This is a genomic window from Micromonospora thermarum (assembly GCF_012034245.1).
Lineage (GTDB): Bacteria > Actinomycetota > Actinomycetes > Mycobacteriales > Micromonosporaceae > Micromonospora > Micromonospora thermarum.
Genome location: NZ_JAATEO010000041.1, coordinates 22,376 through 38,803, shown reverse-complemented (window position 1 = coordinate 38,803; position 16,428 = coordinate 22,376). Strand labels below are relative to the sequence as shown.

Annotated in this window: 15 protein-coding genes; 4 read left to right on the top strand and 11 right to left on the bottom strand. The window is 68.5% G+C overall.

From position 1 onward, the window contains the following. Positions 1-404: 404 nt before the first annotated feature. From HCJ94_RS26390 to HCJ94_RS26365, 6 genes are all read right to left on the bottom strand, one after another. Positions 405-1,421 (bottom strand): ABC transporter ATP-binding protein, encoded by a 1,017-nt coding sequence (locus tag HCJ94_RS26390; protein ID WP_205801958.1) that lies wholly within the window; start codon positions 1,419-1,421, stop codon positions 405-407. 79 nt (positions 1,422-1,500) lie between these two features. After that, positions 1,501-2,589: an ABC transporter ATP-binding protein gene (locus HCJ94_RS26385; protein WP_168003743.1), complete on the bottom strand. Its 1,089-nt coding sequence runs from the start codon at positions 2,587-2,589 to the stop codon at positions 1,501-1,503. Then, positions 2,586-3,428 carry a carbohydrate ABC transporter permease gene (locus HCJ94_RS26380; protein ID WP_168003742.1) on the bottom strand — a complete coding sequence of 281 codons (843 nt, stop codon included), beginning with the start codon at positions 3,426-3,428 and terminating at the stop codon, positions 2,586-2,588. Before HCJ94_RS26380 ends, HCJ94_RS26385 begins: the two co-directional genes overlap by 4 nt. 2 nt (positions 3,429-3,430) lie before the next feature. Then, positions 3,431-4,327, bottom strand: a complete 897-nt coding sequence (locus HCJ94_RS26375) for a carbohydrate ABC transporter permease (protein WP_168003741.1) — start codon at positions 4,325-4,327, stop codon at positions 3,431-3,433. A gap of 78 nt (positions 4,328-4,405) precedes the next feature. Beyond that, positions 4,406-6,007 carry an extracellular solute-binding protein gene (locus HCJ94_RS26370; RefSeq protein ID WP_205801957.1) on the bottom strand — a complete coding sequence of 534 codons (1,602 nt, stop codon included), beginning with the start codon at positions 6,005-6,007 and terminating at the stop codon, positions 4,406-4,408. A gap of 21 nt (positions 6,008-6,028) precedes the next feature. Then, positions 6,029-7,054, bottom strand: a complete 1,026-nt coding sequence (locus HCJ94_RS26365) for an NAD(P)-dependent alcohol dehydrogenase (RefSeq protein WP_168003740.1) — start codon at positions 7,052-7,054, stop codon at positions 6,029-6,031. Between the two features lie 191 nt (positions 7,055-7,245). Here HCJ94_RS26365 and HCJ94_RS26360 point away from each other — a divergent pair, with 191 nt between their 5' ends. Continuing rightward, positions 7,246-9,033 (top strand): sigma-54-dependent Fis family transcriptional regulator, encoded by a 1,788-nt coding sequence (locus HCJ94_RS26360; RefSeq protein ID WP_168003739.1) that lies wholly within the window; start codon positions 7,246-7,248, stop codon positions 9,031-9,033. Between the two features lie 194 nt (positions 9,034-9,227). Here HCJ94_RS26360 and HCJ94_RS26355 read toward each other — a convergent pair whose 3' ends face one another. Genes HCJ94_RS26355 through HCJ94_RS30570 form a run of 4 tightly spaced genes read right to left on the bottom strand, consistent with a single transcriptional unit; the run spans position 9,228 to position 13,190 of the window. Then, positions 9,228-10,841, bottom strand: coding sequence for a beta-N-acetylhexosaminidase (locus HCJ94_RS26355; protein WP_168003738.1), 1,614 nt, complete (start codon positions 10,839-10,841; stop codon positions 9,228-9,230). Next, complete coding sequence (locus HCJ94_RS26350; protein WP_444939642.1) at positions 10,838-11,650, bottom strand: carbohydrate ABC transporter permease; 813 nt, start codon at positions 11,648-11,650, stop codon at positions 10,838-10,840. Before HCJ94_RS26350 ends, HCJ94_RS26355 begins: the two co-directional genes overlap by 4 nt. After that, complete coding sequence (locus HCJ94_RS26345) at positions 11,647-12,468, bottom strand: carbohydrate ABC transporter permease (RefSeq protein ID WP_168003737.1); 822 nt, start codon at positions 12,466-12,468, stop codon at positions 11,647-11,649. The genes HCJ94_RS26350 and HCJ94_RS26345 overlap by 4 nt, the downstream gene beginning before the upstream one ends. Then, complete coding sequence (locus HCJ94_RS30570; RefSeq protein ID WP_309227443.1) at positions 12,465-13,190, bottom strand: extracellular solute-binding protein; 726 nt, start codon at positions 13,188-13,190, stop codon at positions 12,465-12,467. Before HCJ94_RS30570 ends, HCJ94_RS26345 begins: the two co-directional genes overlap by 4 nt. Between HCJ94_RS30570 and HCJ94_RS31290 the strand changes: the two genes are divergently transcribed. Both HCJ94_RS31290 and HCJ94_RS26335 read left to right on the top strand, forming a co-directional pair. Continuing rightward, positions 13,155-13,442, top strand: a complete 288-nt coding sequence (locus tag HCJ94_RS31290; RefSeq protein ID WP_309227442.1) for a hypothetical protein — start codon at positions 13,155-13,157, stop codon at positions 13,440-13,442. The genes HCJ94_RS30570 and HCJ94_RS31290 overlap by 36 nt on opposite strands. Before the next feature lie 2 nt (positions 13,443-13,444). Beyond that, positions 13,445-13,825 carry a RidA family protein gene (locus HCJ94_RS26335; RefSeq protein ID WP_168003736.1) on the top strand — a complete coding sequence of 127 codons (381 nt, stop codon included), beginning with the start codon at positions 13,445-13,447 and terminating at the stop codon, positions 13,823-13,825. A gap of 227 nt (positions 13,826-14,052) precedes the next feature. Here the strand turns inward: HCJ94_RS26335 and HCJ94_RS26330 are convergent, their stop codons facing one another. Next, a complete protein-coding gene (locus tag HCJ94_RS26330) occupies positions 14,053-14,715 on the bottom strand; it encodes a lytic polysaccharide monooxygenase (protein ID WP_168003735.1) in 663 nt (220 codons plus the stop codon). Between the two features lie 1,306 nt (positions 14,716-16,021). On the opposite strand from HCJ94_RS26330, the gene HCJ94_RS29720 reads away from it, so the two are divergent. Further along, positions 16,022-16,378 (top strand): hypothetical protein, encoded by a 357-nt coding sequence (locus HCJ94_RS29720; RefSeq protein WP_205801956.1) that lies wholly within the window; start codon positions 16,022-16,024, stop codon positions 16,376-16,378. The last annotated feature ends 50 nt before the right edge of the window (positions 16,379-16,428 follow it).

Genomic DNA, 16,428 nt, shown 5'->3' with positions numbered 1-16,428 from the left:
ACCATCGTCCCCGCGGGAGCGATACTCGTCCTCGTCGACCCTCTCATCCCTATTCCCATCGCGCTCACCGCTGTCATCCTCATCGTTGTGGTCGCGGCCTTGGTCTGGCAGGAACCATATGCCCGCGCGCGCAAGGTCGGACAGTAGGAGCACCGGTTGCCCGGGGTATGTCGAATGACGCTCTGTCTGTACAAGGGCGACCGTTCTGGCGCACCCAAACGTGAACATCGTCTGAACCAGATGGCGGTGTCGCGCCCGATCGCCGGGTCTCCCTGACGCCTGGCGCTACGGCTTTACTGCGCCTTCACCGCCGCTCACCATGTCATCCATGAAGGAGCGGGGCCGGTCAAGGGGCTGCCCCGGCGACCCGCTTCGATACCGAGCACCGGGACAGCCGTCGGGCGTCACTCAGGATCGGCGGCCCGGGGCGTCGTCGCCAGATGACCGTCCACGTAGGGGAGAACTTTGGCGCGCGGTAGCTCCACCAGGATCTGCCCCGTCGCCGGGACGCCGTCCTCGCGCGGCGTCTTCACCTTGATGAGCTGACCGGCCAACTCGACCTCGAGCACCCGCTGCGGTCCGTGGTCCCGGACGCCACGCACCCTGGTCGGAAAGACGTTGGCTGCGGGCTCCCCGACGATCTTGACGTACTCGGGCCGAACGCCTACCTGGATCTGCGGAGCGTCGGGGACGTCCCACGCCATGGCCAGGGGCCGGCCAGCCAGCGTGACCTGGCCACCGACCCGTTCGACGGTCAGGAAGTTCATCGCCGGTGACCCGATGAAGTAGCCCACGTACGTCGAGGCGGGCGCCTCGAAGAGCTGCTCGGGGGTGCCCTGCTGGATCACCCGGCCATCCTTCATGACGAGTACTTCTTGCGCGAAGCTCATCGCTTCGTACTGGTCGTGCGTCACGTAGACCACGGTGGGGCGGAACTGCTCGGTGATCTCGCGAATCCGGCGCCGCAACGAGAGCTTCAGCTGGGGGTCGATGACGGTCAGCGGCTCGTCCATCAGCACCGCCGCGACATCGTCGCGGACGAGACCGCGGCCGAGCGAGATCAGCTGCTTGTCGTCGGCGGTGAGCCGCCGGGCGGGCTGCCTGAGTCGATGGTCCAGTCCGAGTGCCTCGGCGACCTGGTGGACTCTCGCCTCGATCCTGGCCTTGTCCCACCGCCTGCACCGCAGTGGGAAGGCCAGGTTCTCGTAGACCGTCATCGAGTGGTAGATGACGGGAAACTGGAACACCTGGGCGATGTTGCGAGCCTTCGTGGGCAGCGCCGTGACGTCGGAGCCGTCGAACAGCAGCCGGCCCTGTGCCGGTTTGACCAGCCCGGACAGGATGTTCAGCAGGGTGGTCTTGCCGCAGCCCGACGGCCCGACCAGCGCATAGGTCCTGGCGGCTTCGAGGGTCAGCCGCATCGGCTTGAGCGCCCACCGCTCCTGCTCGGCTCCGGCCGTGTAGGTGTGCCCGACGTCGACGATGTCAATTTGCGCCATGTCAGCGCCCTTCCGGTGAGCCGGGACCGCTCGACGGTGACCGCACGAGCGCCCCGGAGTGGTCGAAGGCGAACAGTCTCTCGGGACGGAGCCGCATCGACACCCGGTCGCCGAGCGCGATGTCATGGACGCCGTCGATCTGTACGACAAATCCGGTTCCGCTGAGGGCCAGGTGGACGAAGGTCTCCGACCCGGAGATCTCCACGAAAGTGACCTCTGCCTGGAGCCCCGCGGAGGCGAGTGCGATGTCCGGCGCGCGCAGCCCGAACTGGTAGGTGCCGTCCGGCAGGTCGGCGAGGTGGGCCGGGACGCGCGTGACCTGCAGGTCGTCCACGGCGATCCGACCGCCGGCGATCCGGCCCGTGAAGATGTTCATCGGCGGGTCGTTGATGATCCGCGCCACCGTGGTCGTCGCCGGTCGGTCGTACACCTCGCCGGGTGGGCCGGTCTGGATGATGCGTCCCTCGTGCATGACCAGCACCACGTCACCGAGCATCATCGCCTCGGCGGGTTCCGTGGTCGTGTAGATCACCACCGCGTCACCCTGGTCGGAGAAGAGGGTCTTGAATTCTTCGCGCAACTGCTCGCGCAGCTTGTAGTCCAGGTTGGCGAACGGTTCGTCCAGCAGGAGGATGCCGGCGCCACGGACCAGGGCGCGCGCCAGCGCGACCCGCTGCTGCTGGCCACCGGACAGCTGTGACGGTCTGCGTCGCCGGAACTCGGTCAGACCGACACGCGCCAGGCTCTCCTGCACCCGTCGGCGGATCTCGTCGCGCGCCACGCCGGCCCGCTTCAGCGGGAAGGCTACGTTGTCGAACACGGTGAGGTGCGGGTAGTTGATGAACTGCTGGTACACCATGGCGGTGTCGCGGCGCCAGACCGGAGTGGTGAGGAAGTCCGCGCCGTGGCGGGTCAACGACCCGGAGTCGACTCGCTGCAGGCCGGCCAGCACCCTTAGCAGGGTGGACTTCCCGGCCAGCGTCCGGCCGATGACGGTGTGCAGCCGACCGGGCTGGAAGCTGGCGGTGACGTCCTTGAGGTGGTCGACACCGTCGACGGTCAGCGACAGGTCGGTGGCGTCGAGGGTCACCGGATCACCCCCGGCAGGCTGCCCTTCGACAGGTAGCGCTCCACCCAGACGGCGAGCAGGATCAGCGGCGACATCCCGAACAGCGCCGCGGCCGACAGGGTCCACCAGGGCGGGATCGACGAGTTGAGCGCGACGACCGCCTGGGGCAACGTCTGGATCTCGGTGAAGGTCAGCCGGAAGGCGAAGAAGAAGTCGTTCCACCCGAACACCGCGCAGAACATCGCGGCCACGGTCAGCCCGGGCACCGAGTTCGGCAGGATCGCCCGTACGAAGGCCCCGAACGGGCCGCAACCGTCGAGCATCGCCATCTCGTCGATCTGGCGCGGGATCCCGTTGAAGAAGTCGACCATCACCCACACCGCGATCGGCAGCAGCAGCGCGACCGTGACGATGACCAGGCCGGGGATGGTGTCCAGCAGGTTGGCCCATTGCAGCAGGAAGAAGAAGGGCACCACCAGGACCACCGGGGGCATGATCCGCTGCGACACAAAGAAGAAGATGATGTCGCTGTTGGCGATGAAGCCGATCTTGAAGCGGTAGCGCGACAGCCCGTATGCCGCCAGGGCGCCCAGGGCCAGGCTGATGATCGAGGCGACGAGCGTGATGACGGCGCTGTTCAGGAAGGGACGGACGACGTCGACGCCGCCGGCACCCCCGAAGATGTTCTGCCAGCCGGTGAGGGTGGGTTCGTACTGCACCCACGGCAGGTAGGTGGCACCGCCCTGAACCCCGTTGGCGTCCTTGAAGCTGGTCAGTACGGCCCACATGAACGGTCCGACGACGAAACCGGCCCAGACCGAGATCAGGGTGTATTTGAAGGTGGCGTAGAGCCGAGACATCGCTACTGTTCCTTTGCCTTGGACGACTGTCGGGGCACCTTGAACGCCCTGGCGAGCAGGGCGGCGACGATCGTGAGCGTGATGACCATCAGGACCAGGTAGGTGAGCGACAGGCTCCCGGCGTAGCCGGTCTGCTGCTCCTTGAGCCCCCGCAGGTAGAGGTAGTAGCCGGGGCTCTCGGTGGCGGAGCCGGGACCTCCGGAGGTCAGCACGTAGACGGTGTCGGAGAGCTTCGACGCCTCGATCAGCCGGATGATGATCGCCGAGACCGAAACCGGCGCCATGAGCGGGAACGTGACCTTCCAGAAGGTGCGCCAGGCGCCGGCGCCGTCGATCGCGGCCGCCAGGAACGGCTCCTTGGGAAGGCTCAACAGGCCGGCGAGCATCAGCAGGAACATGAACGGGGTCCACTGCCAGATCTCGACGGTCATGAGCGCGGCCAACGCGGGACCGGCTTCGGTGAACCAGTGGACCGGCGCGATGCCGAGCTTGGCGAGCATGTCGTTCACCGGGCCGAGAGACTCATGGAAGATCATCTGCCAGACCGCGGCCATCACGACAGGGGTCGTCATCATCGGAACGAGGAACAGCACCCGCCACAACCGCCGGGCGCGCACGTTGCGCCAGACCAGCAGGGCCAGGCCGAAGCCGATGAGGTACTGGATCAATACGGTGCCGCCGGCCAGCAGGACCAGGCGCAGGTTCGCGGCCCAGAAGCGGCTGTCCTGCAGCACCTTGACGTAGTTCGCTCCGCCCACGAAGTCCATCTCGGGGTTGCTGACGTTCCACCCGGAGAAGCTGACGCGAATCGTGAACAGAAGCGGGAAGACAATGATCAGCAGCAGCGTGAGCAGACCCGGGAGCAGGAACATGCTCTTGTGCCGGCGCAGGCCGTCCATGGTTCTCCTTGCGCGAGGGGGTTGGGCCACGGCGGCCGGGCTGGCGTGGCAGGGCGGGCCCGGCCGCCGTGGGGTGGGTCAGGAGTTGTCTTCGAGCGCGACCACGTTCCGGTACGCCTCCTGGACCCTGTCCTTGCCGACCCGGTCGGTGATCTCGGTCCATTCCTTGGCCACCGCGTCGAGCGCCTGCTGCGGCGTCTGCTGGCCGGCCAGAGCCGCGGCCACGCCGTTGGCCAACGAGGACATGTACTCGTTGACGCCGGGCACCCGTAGGTCGAAGACGCGGTTGGTGCTCTTCTCCATGCCGGAGAGGGTGTTGACGTACGCCGTCGCGACGTCCTTGCTCCACCCCTGCGCCTGCCAGAACCCCGGGTCGAAGTGGGCGTTGCGGTAGGGGTTGACCCCGAACCGGCCGATGGTCAGGTCGAGGGCGGTGTTCGCTTCGTTGCTGAAGAAGCACAGGTAGTCGAAAGCCATCTTCTGGTTGCGGGCGGTCTTGGCGACGGCCGAGGTCCATCCCCAGGTGAAGTAGGGTGCCTGGTTCTGGATCTTGTCCCAGGTCCTGGTGTTGCGGTTGTAGACCTCCGCGGAGCCGGGCAGCGGCGCGGCGGCGACCCTGTTGCGGATCCTGCTGTCCGTTTGCTGGGCCTGGATGAACGCGTCGTCCCAGCTGTAGGACATCAGCGCCTGCCCGCCGCCGAAGGAGAAGATCTCGTCGCCCAGGCCGAAGTTGGCGCCCCCGGCGGGCCAGGTCGACTTGGCCTTGACCATGTCCTCGAGGGCGCGGACGAAGCCCGGCGTATTGATCAACGGCTGCATCGTCGTGACGTCGAAGAAGACGCCGCCGGTGACGTCCGGGTGCTTCACGTAGGGTGCGGCGCGGCTGATGAACGCGGAGAACACCAGGTCATCGCGCTTAGTCACCTCGGCGCTGCCGAAGTTGGGCTTTCCGTCGCCGTCGACATCCTTGCCGCCGAAGAACGAGGCGATCTCCTGGTACTCGGCCCAGGTCTGCGGAGCGCGCAGCTGCTTGCCGGTGGCTGCCAGGTAGGCCGCTTGGTGCTTCCGGTCCGCCAGGACGTCCGTACGGATCTTGAGGTAGTGCCGGTCGCCGTCCACCGGATACTGCACCACCTTCCCGTTCCAGGTCGCGACGCCCAGGTATGCCTTCGTGACGTCCTTCATTCCGGGCGCGTCCAGGTACTCCTTGGGCACCGGCACCAGGTAGGGGGCCATGTCGCCGATCCACAGTGAGGGGTAGAACATGACGTCGTACGCCGGTTGGCCCGCCTGCAGCGGGGTGAGGATCTTCTGGTGCAGTTCGCCGAACGGGACGTTGACCACCTCGACCTTGGCCCCGGTGATCTCCTCGAACTGCCTGGCGTGCAGTTGGGTCGGCTCGCCGATGACGGGGACGGCGTGCGAGATGATCTTCAGTGTCTGCCCGGAGTAGTCCTTGCGGCTGATCGACTCGTAGCTGCAGGGACCGGGGACGTCCTTGACCTTCGTGGTCGGGTAGTCCTTGCCGTACTTGGCGTAGCTGATCTCGGAGCCGGGCTTGAACAGCGCGGGCTTGTCGGGCTTCTGCTCCGGCCCACTGCTGCCGCTACATCCCGCCACGGTGATGGCCAGGACGGCGACCGGGACGGCCAGGCTCTTGGTTAGCTGCTTGCGATTCACGGCTGCTGCTCCTCTGCGAGGTCAGGGAATCAAGATGGCGCGGCCGCGGACGGCACCGGCGGCCAGGTCGTCGAGCGCGTCCTGGAAGGACGCCAGGGGGTACCGCTGGGTGTGCAGGCTGACCTTGCCCTGAGCCGCCAGCACCATCAGCTCGGCGAGGTCGTTGTAGGACCCCACGAGGTTGCCGATGAAGTTGATCTCGGTGGAGATGATGTCGATCGTCGGGACGACGAGGTCGCCGCCGTAGCCGATGACGTAGTAGTTGCCGTTGCGGCGCAGGCACGCCACGCCGAGCTCGAGGGCACCCCCTTCGCCCACGAAGTCCAGCACCGCCTCGGCTCCGTGGCCGCCGGTGATTTCCCGGACCCGGTCTGCCGCACCGGAGTCCGCGAGCAGCGTGTGGTCGGCGCCCAATTCCTCGGCCAGGACGAGCGCCTCCGGGCGACGGTCGATCACGATCATTTCGACCGGTGACAGCGCTCGGAGCACCTGGATACCGATGTGTCCGAGTCCGCCTGCGCCGATGACGACCGCCCGATCAACGGGTCGCAGCACCCGGGCCGCCTTGGCCACGGCGTGATACGCCGTGAGGCCGGCATCGGCCAGGGCCGCCACCGCCGCCGGCTCCAGGGACGGGTCCAGCTTCACCACCGAGCGGGCCGTGGTGCGCAGGTAGGTTGCATAGCCCCCGTCGGTATCGATGCCCGGAAAGGCTGAATTCGTGCAATGCACGTCGTCCCCGGCGCGGCACGCCCGGCACAGACCGCACGTGACGAGCGGATGCAGAATCACCGGGTCGCCCACCCGGACGTTGGTGACGGCCTGACCCACCGCCTCCACCCAACCGGCGTTCTCGTGACCGATGGTGTACGGCAGGACAACCCCGCTCTTTTCCCTCCACTGCCCTTCTAGGATGTGCAGGTCGGTGCGGCACACGCCGGCCCCGCCGATTTTGACGATCACATCCAGCGGACCGGTGATTTCCGGATCGGGCACATCCATCAGGACTGGCGGCTCGTCGTACCCGGTGACCTGCACGGCTTTCATCGCGACGCTCCTGAGAACGAGGGGTGATTGGTCCTGCCATTACAGGGAGGTCGGCGGTTTCCTCGATGTCTCAAAACGAGTCCGGCGATGTCTCAATCTGAAACAGGCCGTCGCCGCCGCACCCGTCGGTCTGCTCCAATGGGATCCGATCGCGGGAGGCGATGCTCACAGCGCGGGAGTAGGTGCCCGAGATGCCGCAACCTCAGCCTGGGAACTCGTTGGCCGTGGCCCGCGAGCGCTACCTGGAAGTGGCCGAGGATCCCGGGCGCGTCCGGCCGCTCGTCGTGGCCTCGTGGCAGCGGTCGATGGAGTACGGGGTGAAGTCAGGGGAAATCTCCGCCCCGTACATCGAGAACCCCAACCTGGACGTGCCGCTGACCAAGGCGGCGCTACCGATCCTGGACCGGCTGTTCGAGCAGCTCGCCGGCGACGCGGTGGCCATGATGATCACGGATCACCAGGGCGTGGTGCTCTCCCGGACGGTCTCCGATGAGGGGTTGACCACGCGCCTGGGCCGCGTGCAGCTGGTGCCCGGCCACGTGTACTCCGAGCGCTACGTGGGCACCAATGGCATCGGGACCGCGCTGGCCAGCGGTCGCCCGGCCGTGATCGCCGGGAACGAGCACTACGTCGAGGCGCTCCGGTACTTCCAGTGCGCGGCCGTGCCGATCGTGCACCCGACGCGGCGCACGCTGCTCGGAGCGTTCAACCTGACCACGACCCGCCAGGGCTCCGCCGGGATGCTCATGGCGCTGGCCTCCTCCACCGTGAGGCAGATCGAAAGCGAGATCGCCGCGATCAGCTCACGACGGGAGCGGGCGCTGTTCCAGGACTACCTCGCCGCGTGCGCCTCGGTGCGCCCGGGGCCCGTGCTGGCCGTCAGCCGGGAGGTCCTGATGATGAACGAGCAGCTCAGCGCGGCCGTCATCGGCCCGGATCAGCACGCCCTGCTCGACCATGCGCGGGAGATCGCCGACGACGCCCGGTTCGAGGGCAGGCGCAGCATCGCCCTTCCGTCCGGTCGAGTCGCCGAGCTGCGGGTCAGCCGTTGCCGCCGCGAGGACAGTGACGCCGGTGCCATCTTCCGGATCCGGCTCATCGGACGTCCCCAGCTCCGACCGCCCGCACCAGAGGGCTCGCGACGGGCAGACCTGGGACTGGTGGGCTCCTCCCCCCAGTGGCTCGACGCGGTGACGGCGTGTGAGGCCGCGTTCACCTCCGGTTCATGGTTCCTCGTCGCAGGAGAGGCGGGTGTCGGCAAGACCACGCTGGTCGAGGCCGTGCACCGCGCGTACGGCGCGGGGCGCCGGCTGGTGGTGGCCGAGCCACCGTCGTCGGAGTCGCCGCACGCAAGCGAGCAATGGCTGCACGAGGTCCGCGACCGGCTGGCCGAGTCGTCGAACGTGGTCGTCCTGCGTGATGTGCAGCTCCTGGGCAACGGCCTGCGCCGGGGGCTGCGAGGTCTCCTAGCGGACCTCGACCGGGCCGCCACGGGACAGCTGATCATGACGAGCCAACCGACCACGGCCGGTGCGGACGCCCACCTCGGCGACCTGCTCGACACCTGCGTGGAGGTGCCGCCGATCCGTCACCGCTACGAAGACATCGAGCAGTTGGTCCGGTTCTTCCTGCGTCGGTACCAGCCGAACGGGGACAGGACATGCTCCCCCGAGGCGCTCGCGATGCTTCAGCGGTGCCCGTGGCCGGAGAACCTCCGGCAGATCGAGTCGGTGATCCGTGGCCTCGTGCGGCGACCCGCCGGCCGTGTGATCGGCGTGGAGGATCTTCCGCCGGAGTGCCGGGTGTCATCCCGCAACGTCCTGACCGCGATGGAGCTGCTGGAGCGCGACGCCATCCTGCGTGGGCTGATGCATCGCAACGCCAACGTTCAACGCACCGCCCGGGATCTCGGGATCTCCCGCGCCACCATGTACCGCAAGCTGCGCTACTACGGAATCGTCCCGTCGAGCCTCAGTTAACGGCTGCTGCGCGACCAAGGGCCGCGGCGCGACGCGGAACGGCAGCTCGTAGCTGCCGGCGCAGCCGCCTGACCCCGTTGCGGCGCGGCGCGCACGCTCAGCCGCTCGAGCGTCCGTCAGGAGACCGGCGCGGCATCGGCCGGCGGATCGGTGACCGGCGCCGTCAGCGCGGCTGAGCGCACTGCGGCTCCGGTTCACCGACGGGGTTGCAGGTTCGCGGTCAGCGCGGCGAGCTGGGCCCGCCGATCGGCGGCAGTACGCGGCCACCCCTTGGCGTCCGGGCGGGTCTGCCAGGGTCGTGGCCCCGACTCCGGGCGGTACTCGACACCCAGCGCGTCCAGCCGCGCGAGGTGCGTACGCAGCCGATCGCGGAAGTCGGCGGGATCCCGTTCGCGGGTGCCCCAGGCCACCTCCGCGAACGCGCACAACCGGGGGAAGACCATGTAGTCCACCGCCCGGGCGGAGTCCATGTGCTCGGTCCACACGGTGCACTGCACGCCGATCACCCGGGCCGCCTCGGTCGCGGTCAGCCCCTCCGGTACCGGCTCGAACCGGTAGACGTCCATCGTCGACAGCACGGTGCCGACCGGGATCGGCTCATCCTCCTGCTCGGACTGCCGATAGTCGAGGTACGCCCACATGTCCGGACAGGCCACGACGTCCAGCCCGGCGCACGCGGCGAGTGTAGTCGTATGCGGGCCGCGCCACGCCGCGACCGTCGCGCCGGCCGGGGCGCCGCCTTCCATGATCTCGTCCCAGCCGTAGACCCGGCGGCCCCGACCGGCCAGGTGCGCGGCGAGCTGCCCGACGAACCAGCTCTGCAACGCGTCCTCGTCAGGCAGTCCCAGCTCCCGCATCCGGGCCTGCGCCTGAGCGGTGGCCCGCCACTCGGCCTTCGGGCACTCGTCGCCGCCGATGCTGACGTACCGGCTGGGAAACAGCTCGCAGACCTCGTCGAGGACGTCGCGGCAGAACCGCAGGGCCGCGTCGGACACGTTGAGCACGTGGGTCGAGCAGCCCCAGCCCGTCCAGACCGGTAGCTCCTCGGCACCGTTGCCCAGCCACGGGTACGCCGCGATCGCGGCCTGCGTGTGCCCGGGCAGGTCGACCTCCGGTACCACGGTGACGTGACGGTCGGCCGCGTAGGCGACGATCTCCCGGATGTCGTCCGGGGTGTAGAAGCCGCCGTGCGGGCGAGCGTCGTATGCGCCGTGCTGGCGGGAACCGCGCATGCTCTCCGCGCGCCAGGCGCCGACCTCGGTCAGCCACGGATACTTGTCGCAGGCCAGCCGCCAGCCCTGGTCGTCGGTCAGATGCAGGTGCAGCACGTTGAACTTGTGCAGCGCGAGCAGGTCCACGAAGCGCAGCACGTCGGCCTTGGGCAGGAAGTGCCGCGCGACGTCGAGCAGGCAGCCCCGCCAGGCGAACCGGGGTGCGTCGGTGATGCCGACGCAGGGCAGCTCCCACTGCCCGTCGCCGACCCGGGCGCGTCGCAGCGCCGACGGTGGCAGGAGCTGCCGGAGGGTCTGCGTGCCGTAGAAGACACCGGCCGGTGAACCACCGGCGAGATCCACCCCGTCCGGTGTCACGCTCAGCCGGTACGCCTCACCGGGAAGTACCGGGTCGAGCCGCAACCGTACGGCGGCGTCCGCCTGCGGCGGCAGCCAGCAACCGGTCGATGGCCCGAGCGCGGCGCGCAGCCCGGCCACGACCTGGTCGAGTTCGGGTGGGGCGGCCAGACCGGTGCCCGCGTCGATCCGGAAGGTGCCGGGCCGTCGTTCCAGGCTGGAGGGTCGGGGAATGATCAATCCTTCACCGCCCCGCCGAGGCCGGACACCAGTCGCTTCTGTACCAGGATGAAGAAGGCGAGTACCGGGACGGTCATGAGCACCGACGCGGCCATGATGCCACCCCAGTCGTTCTCATCCGGCTTGAAGAACACCAGCAGCGCCATGGGCAGGGTCTGGTTGTCGGCCGCGCTGATGATGAACGTCCGCGCGAACAGGAAGTCGTTCCAGGCAACAATGAAGGAGAAGACGCTGGTGGCGGCGAGTCCCGGCGCGACGAGCGGGAAGAGGATCCGCCACAGCACGGTGCGGCGGCTGGCGCCGTCGAGCAGGGCCGCCTCCTCCAGCTCCTCCGGGATGGCGGCGACGAAGCCACGCAACATCCAGATCGCGAACGGCAGTGTGAATGCCAGGTGCACCAGCACGAGCGAGCCGAGCGTGTTGAGTCCCACCTGCGGTACGACGGTGCCGACGTCCCGGATCAGGAAGAACAGCGGGATGGTCAACGCCTCGATCGGCACCATCTGCGCCACCAGGAACATGACCAGGATCGTGCCGCGGAAGCGGAACCGGAACCGGGTGAGCGCCACCGCGGCGAGGAACGCCACCAGCCCGGACAGCACCACCACGACCAGAGCGACCAGGAGGCTGTTGACGAGGTACCGGGCGAAGCCCTCCGCACCCAGCACCCGCCGAAAGTTGTCCAGCGTCGGAGCGAGCGTCCACGGCTTCTGCGACAGCGACTGGACCTCCCCTGCCGGCTTCAGCGCGGACAGCAGCATCCAGTAGATCGGGAAGACGGTGACCAGTGCGACGACGGTGGCGGTCACACGTTGAGGGTGAGGTTCTGCCCGGCGATGCCGCCCCCGCTGGTCATCACGTAGATCTGGGTGAAGACCTTGAAGTCCCAAATGATCGACTGGATGACCACGATGACCAGCAGCGGGCGGATCATCGGCACCACGATCTGCCGGAACGATCGCCAGTGGCTGGCACCGTCCAGCGCCGCCGCCTCGAGCACCTGGCCGGGGATGGCGCGGATTCCCGCGTACAGCGTGACCATGACGAACGGGAACGAGTGCCACACCACGACCGCGCCGACCAGCGCGAAGGTGCTGTACGGGTCGTAGGTCCAGTTGTACCCGGCGAGCCCGAGCACCTGGTTGACCAGGCCCAGGTTGGCGTCGAACAGGAACATCCAGACCGTGGAGCCGGTGATGGCCGGCGCGGCCCAGGCCGCCATCGCGGCGAATGACAGGGCGTACCCGGGCCAGCGGCTGACCCGGGTCAGCAGGACGGCCAGTGCGGCGCCGACGGCCAGCGTCGCCGCCACGCAGGCGGCGGCGAACGCGACCGTGGCCAGCAAGACGGACCAGAACTTCCCATCCCGCAGCAACGTCAGGTAGTTGTCGAAGCCGACGAACCGGGTCGGCTCGCCGCCACTGACCTGCGCCTGCCGGAAGTCCAGTACGGACAGCAGACCGAGTTGGTAGATCGGGTAGGCGAACAGTGGCAGTAGTACGGCGGCGGCCGGGATGAGCAGCCACAGCGGGGTGTGCCGGCCCCAGCTGTGGCGCGTGCGGCGGCTCGCGGTGGCGGGGCGGACCCGCGACTGCGGGTCCGCCAGCGCGGTCGACGCCGTACTCATGGTGCGAGGGCGGCGTTGATCGCGGTCGCCGCTTCGTCGGTCGCCTGCTCGATGGTCGCCTGACCGGTGACGATCTTCTCGAGCATCGTGGGGATCACGGCCTGCGCGTCGATCTTGCCCCAGCCCGGGTGCAGCGGGACGAAGCGGGTGCCGGCCGCGATGGTGTCGAGGAACGGCTTGAGGAACGGCTCCCTGCCGGCCAGCTCGGTACGGGCCGAGGTGAGCGTCGGCAGGTTGCCCATCGCGTCGTACATCCGCTGCTGGTACTTCTTGCTCGCGAGCAACGTCAGGAACTCGGCGGCGAGCGTACGGCGCTGGGTGTTCTTCATGATGCCGAGGTTGTTGCCGCCGGCGAAGGCGGGGGCGATCGAACCGGGCTTCGTCCCGGGCAGCGGCAGCACGGCGTACTTGCCGTTGGCCGCGCCGGCCTCGACGGCGGTGCGGTTGAAGTTGCCGAGGATGGCCATCGCGGCCTTGCCGCTGGCGAACAGTTCGACGGTCTTGCCGCCGGTGAGGTCCGCGCACTGCTGCGGCGGGCAGTTGTCTGGCTTGATCAGGTCGGTGTACGCCTTGATCCCCGCACGGGACTGCGGGGAGTTGACATCCGCCCGGCGCGGGCGCTCAACCTGGCAAACGGCGCGGGCACGCTCAGCCCGGGAGCCCCCGCCGACCTGGCCGTGTTCGCTGTGGAAGAGGGCCCGTTCGAGCTGGTCGATGCCCACGGGCAGCGCCGCGTCGGCAAGCAGCGGCTGGTCAACGATGCCACGTACCTGGCCGGACGCCTGCTGCCGCCGCGCCTGCCCGAGCCGCCGCGTCCGTGGATCCCGCTCACCATCGCCCAGCGGCACGCCCTGGACGACCGGGCCGATGCGCTGCGTGCGCTGTTCAGCACGCCTCTGGTCGGCCCCGACGGGCTGGCCGAACAGTTCCCACGGCGACCGGAGGAGTCTCCGGGCACGGATGAGAGAGGCTGACCATGCCCAAGCGCGTCATCGCCACCGACCACGCCGCGCAACCCGGGGGCGCGTACTCCCAGGCCGTGGTCGCCGGTGACCATGTGTACCTGGCCGGCGCGACCCCGGCACTGCCCGACGGGACGTGGGTGCGCGGACCATTCGCCGAGCAGGCGCGGGCGGCGTTCACCAACCTCGCTCGCGTCGCCGAAGCCGCGGGCGCCGACCTGAGCCAGGCCGTCCGCGTCGGGGTCTACCTGCGCGACTTCGCCGATTTCCCGGAGATGAACAAGATCTACGGGGAGTTCTTCGGGGAGCGGAACCTGCCGGTCCGCACGACGCTGCCGGTCGCTCTGGACGGATTCGACATCGAGGTCGACGCCATTCTGTACACCGGCGCCTGACTCCGCCGCTACCGACCCCGGACGGTTGTCACGGGATCGCCGACCTGATCCCCCGCTGTCCGTGGGCCGGTGCCAGGTGACCAGCTACCACCCGGCCCACGCGAACCCACTGCTCGACGGGCGCCGCCCCGGGGCTGCACCTGGGCGATCTCGGTTTGCCGACAGCCGGGAGGTACCTCCGGTGGGTGGACCCGCGTTCGATGAGTGCGGGTCCACCCGGAGTGTTGTCAGGCGCGCTGCCAGAGAACCGGCACGTTCGGTGGCTCCCAGCCAGGCAGGGAGGTGTGGCTCTGGATACACCGGTAGGTGGAACCCCCGTAGGTCACCACACTGCCGACCGAGTACGTCGTGTTCGGCGCCCAGCTGCCACCGGCCGGGGGTGGCGGCGGGTTGCTGCCGCCGCCACCGATCTGCAGGTCGATGCAGGAGTAGAAGGCGTTGGCCGTGTCACCGATGTTCCAGATGGCGAGGAGCTTCTGTCGCCCGGAGAAGCGGCTCAGGTTGATGGTGTGCGACCCGTCGTTCGCGAAGTGACCGACCCGGGTGCCGCCGATGTAGTACTCGTAGTCCTGGGTCCGGTGCTTCGCGGTGAACGTCCACGCCAACGTGAGCGAGGTGCCGACGGAGTGCACCCGCCAGGGCTTGCTGTCGTCACTGAGCACGGCCAGATCCGCGCGGGAGCCGTGGCAGTTCCGGAGCCCCTTCGGCCCCTCGGCGCTCTGCGGTTCCCACATGATCTGGCCGCACCAGGCGGCCTTGGTCTGGGCGCACTGGGCCTGGCGGCTCAGCGGTGAGCTCACGTATCCGTGCGCCGATGCCGGTGCGGCCACCAGCAGAGATCCGAGGACGGCACCGATGCTGAGCAAGGGTAGGAGGACTCGTCTTCGCATCGGGTGTTCCTTTCTCTCACGGGGGCCGCAGTGGCCACGGCCCGCCATACAGTTAAGACTGTTAACATTAACGCATCTCTATATAGATGTCGATAGATTCGTGCCAGGTGACGGGCACGACTCGCGTACCAGCCGGCGTCGGACATGCGGCTGGCCCAGCTGCTCATCGCCGACGATCCGTGGGCCGACCAGTACCCCCGCGACACGTGGGACCTGCGGCTTCTGGTCATCCCGGCGGGCCAGCTGCGGCTGATGCACTTCGCGGGCATCCCTCGACCGTGGCTGCGCCAGACGGCTAAGCGGTGGCGCCGGTGGCGGCTGGCCCGAGGCGTCAAGGCCTCCACGGTGGCCCGCAACGCGATCGGCGTGGCCTGTTTCGGCCAGCACCTCGCCGCCCGCCGTGGCCCACACGCGCGGCCGCGAGTGCCGCCGCGAGAGCCTGCGTCACCATCGTCTCGACGGCAGCGGGAGGATGCACCACCAGCAATGACTTGCCGGGATCGGCGACCAGCAAGACCCGGTCGCCGGCGTGCACCCACACCAGTGCCGGACAGCCGCTGGCAAATGAAAGTGACCGCTGGCGGTGACCGCGCACAGGCCACGCTCGCCTCGACGGACGAGAACGACGCCGCCGATCTCCCTGAACTCAAGCCAGGCACCCGGCGGCCAACCCAAGGTCCGAAGGGCCGTCCGATCAGCCACTCGGCCGCTGGTGTCGACAGCGGCCAGCCTGTACAGCAGCGAGCCCAGGCGAGTCTGTGGGAAGGGCGGCATCGGCAGTGGAGGGCGTCGCAGCCGGGCCGGCCGTGCCTCGACTGCCCCTACCGTCGGTCGGCGTCTGCGCCGACGGGATGACTGGAGCGACCACGGCCTCAGCCATGACGATCACCTCCGCCCACGGCGAAGGCAACCCAAGACATCCCTGGCGCTGCTGGATGCGTGGCCAAGCGCGCGCGACCACCAGCACGTGGATTACAGCATGGGTGCTTCAAACTGGTGTCCGAGGCCCGAGTTGAACCCTAACTACATGGTCATAATCGCTGCCGATCTGCAATTGTGCTGACCGTTGGATGCCATGTCCACAGATCCATTCGGTCATCGAATCGGGATGTGTTATAGGTCCTCCTCGGCCCACCTTCAACCTCGACCTCGTCACCGCGGGCTGGGCCGCGCCGTTCGTGATCTACCCGTCCATCCCCGGCGCCGAGGACCCGGCCCTGCTGATCCACGCCGCGGCCGCTGCCCGCACCAACAGGTTGGGGATCTGGGCCAACGCCGAGACCTTGCTGGCTACGAGTACCGGGCCATGGAGAAGCTGTTCCACATCACCCGCAAAAAGGTCAACAACCAGCCACTCACGGTCGACGAACGATCCTGGCGCGAGCGGTACTGCGCCGACATGCGTACCCACACCCTGCACGGCCCCGAGGACTACCTCGCATCGACCCGGCGTACCGGCTGTAGATCTGGCCCCAGGACCTCCGCGACCCTGCCGGCCGCTGCCGCGACCGTCACCGCGCTCCGACCCGCACTCGAGAGGCAAGTCGCCGCGATCGGACCGGGCGGGGGTACGGGTATCGGCTACTTTGTGCTCGCCGTGCACGAACTGGTTACGATGCGGCTCTTGCACGAACGCGCCGCGCAGCGGCGAGCCGCACATTAGCGACACGCGGGCACCTCTCAGGGCTCGCAGCGCCGCCTCGCCAAGGTCGA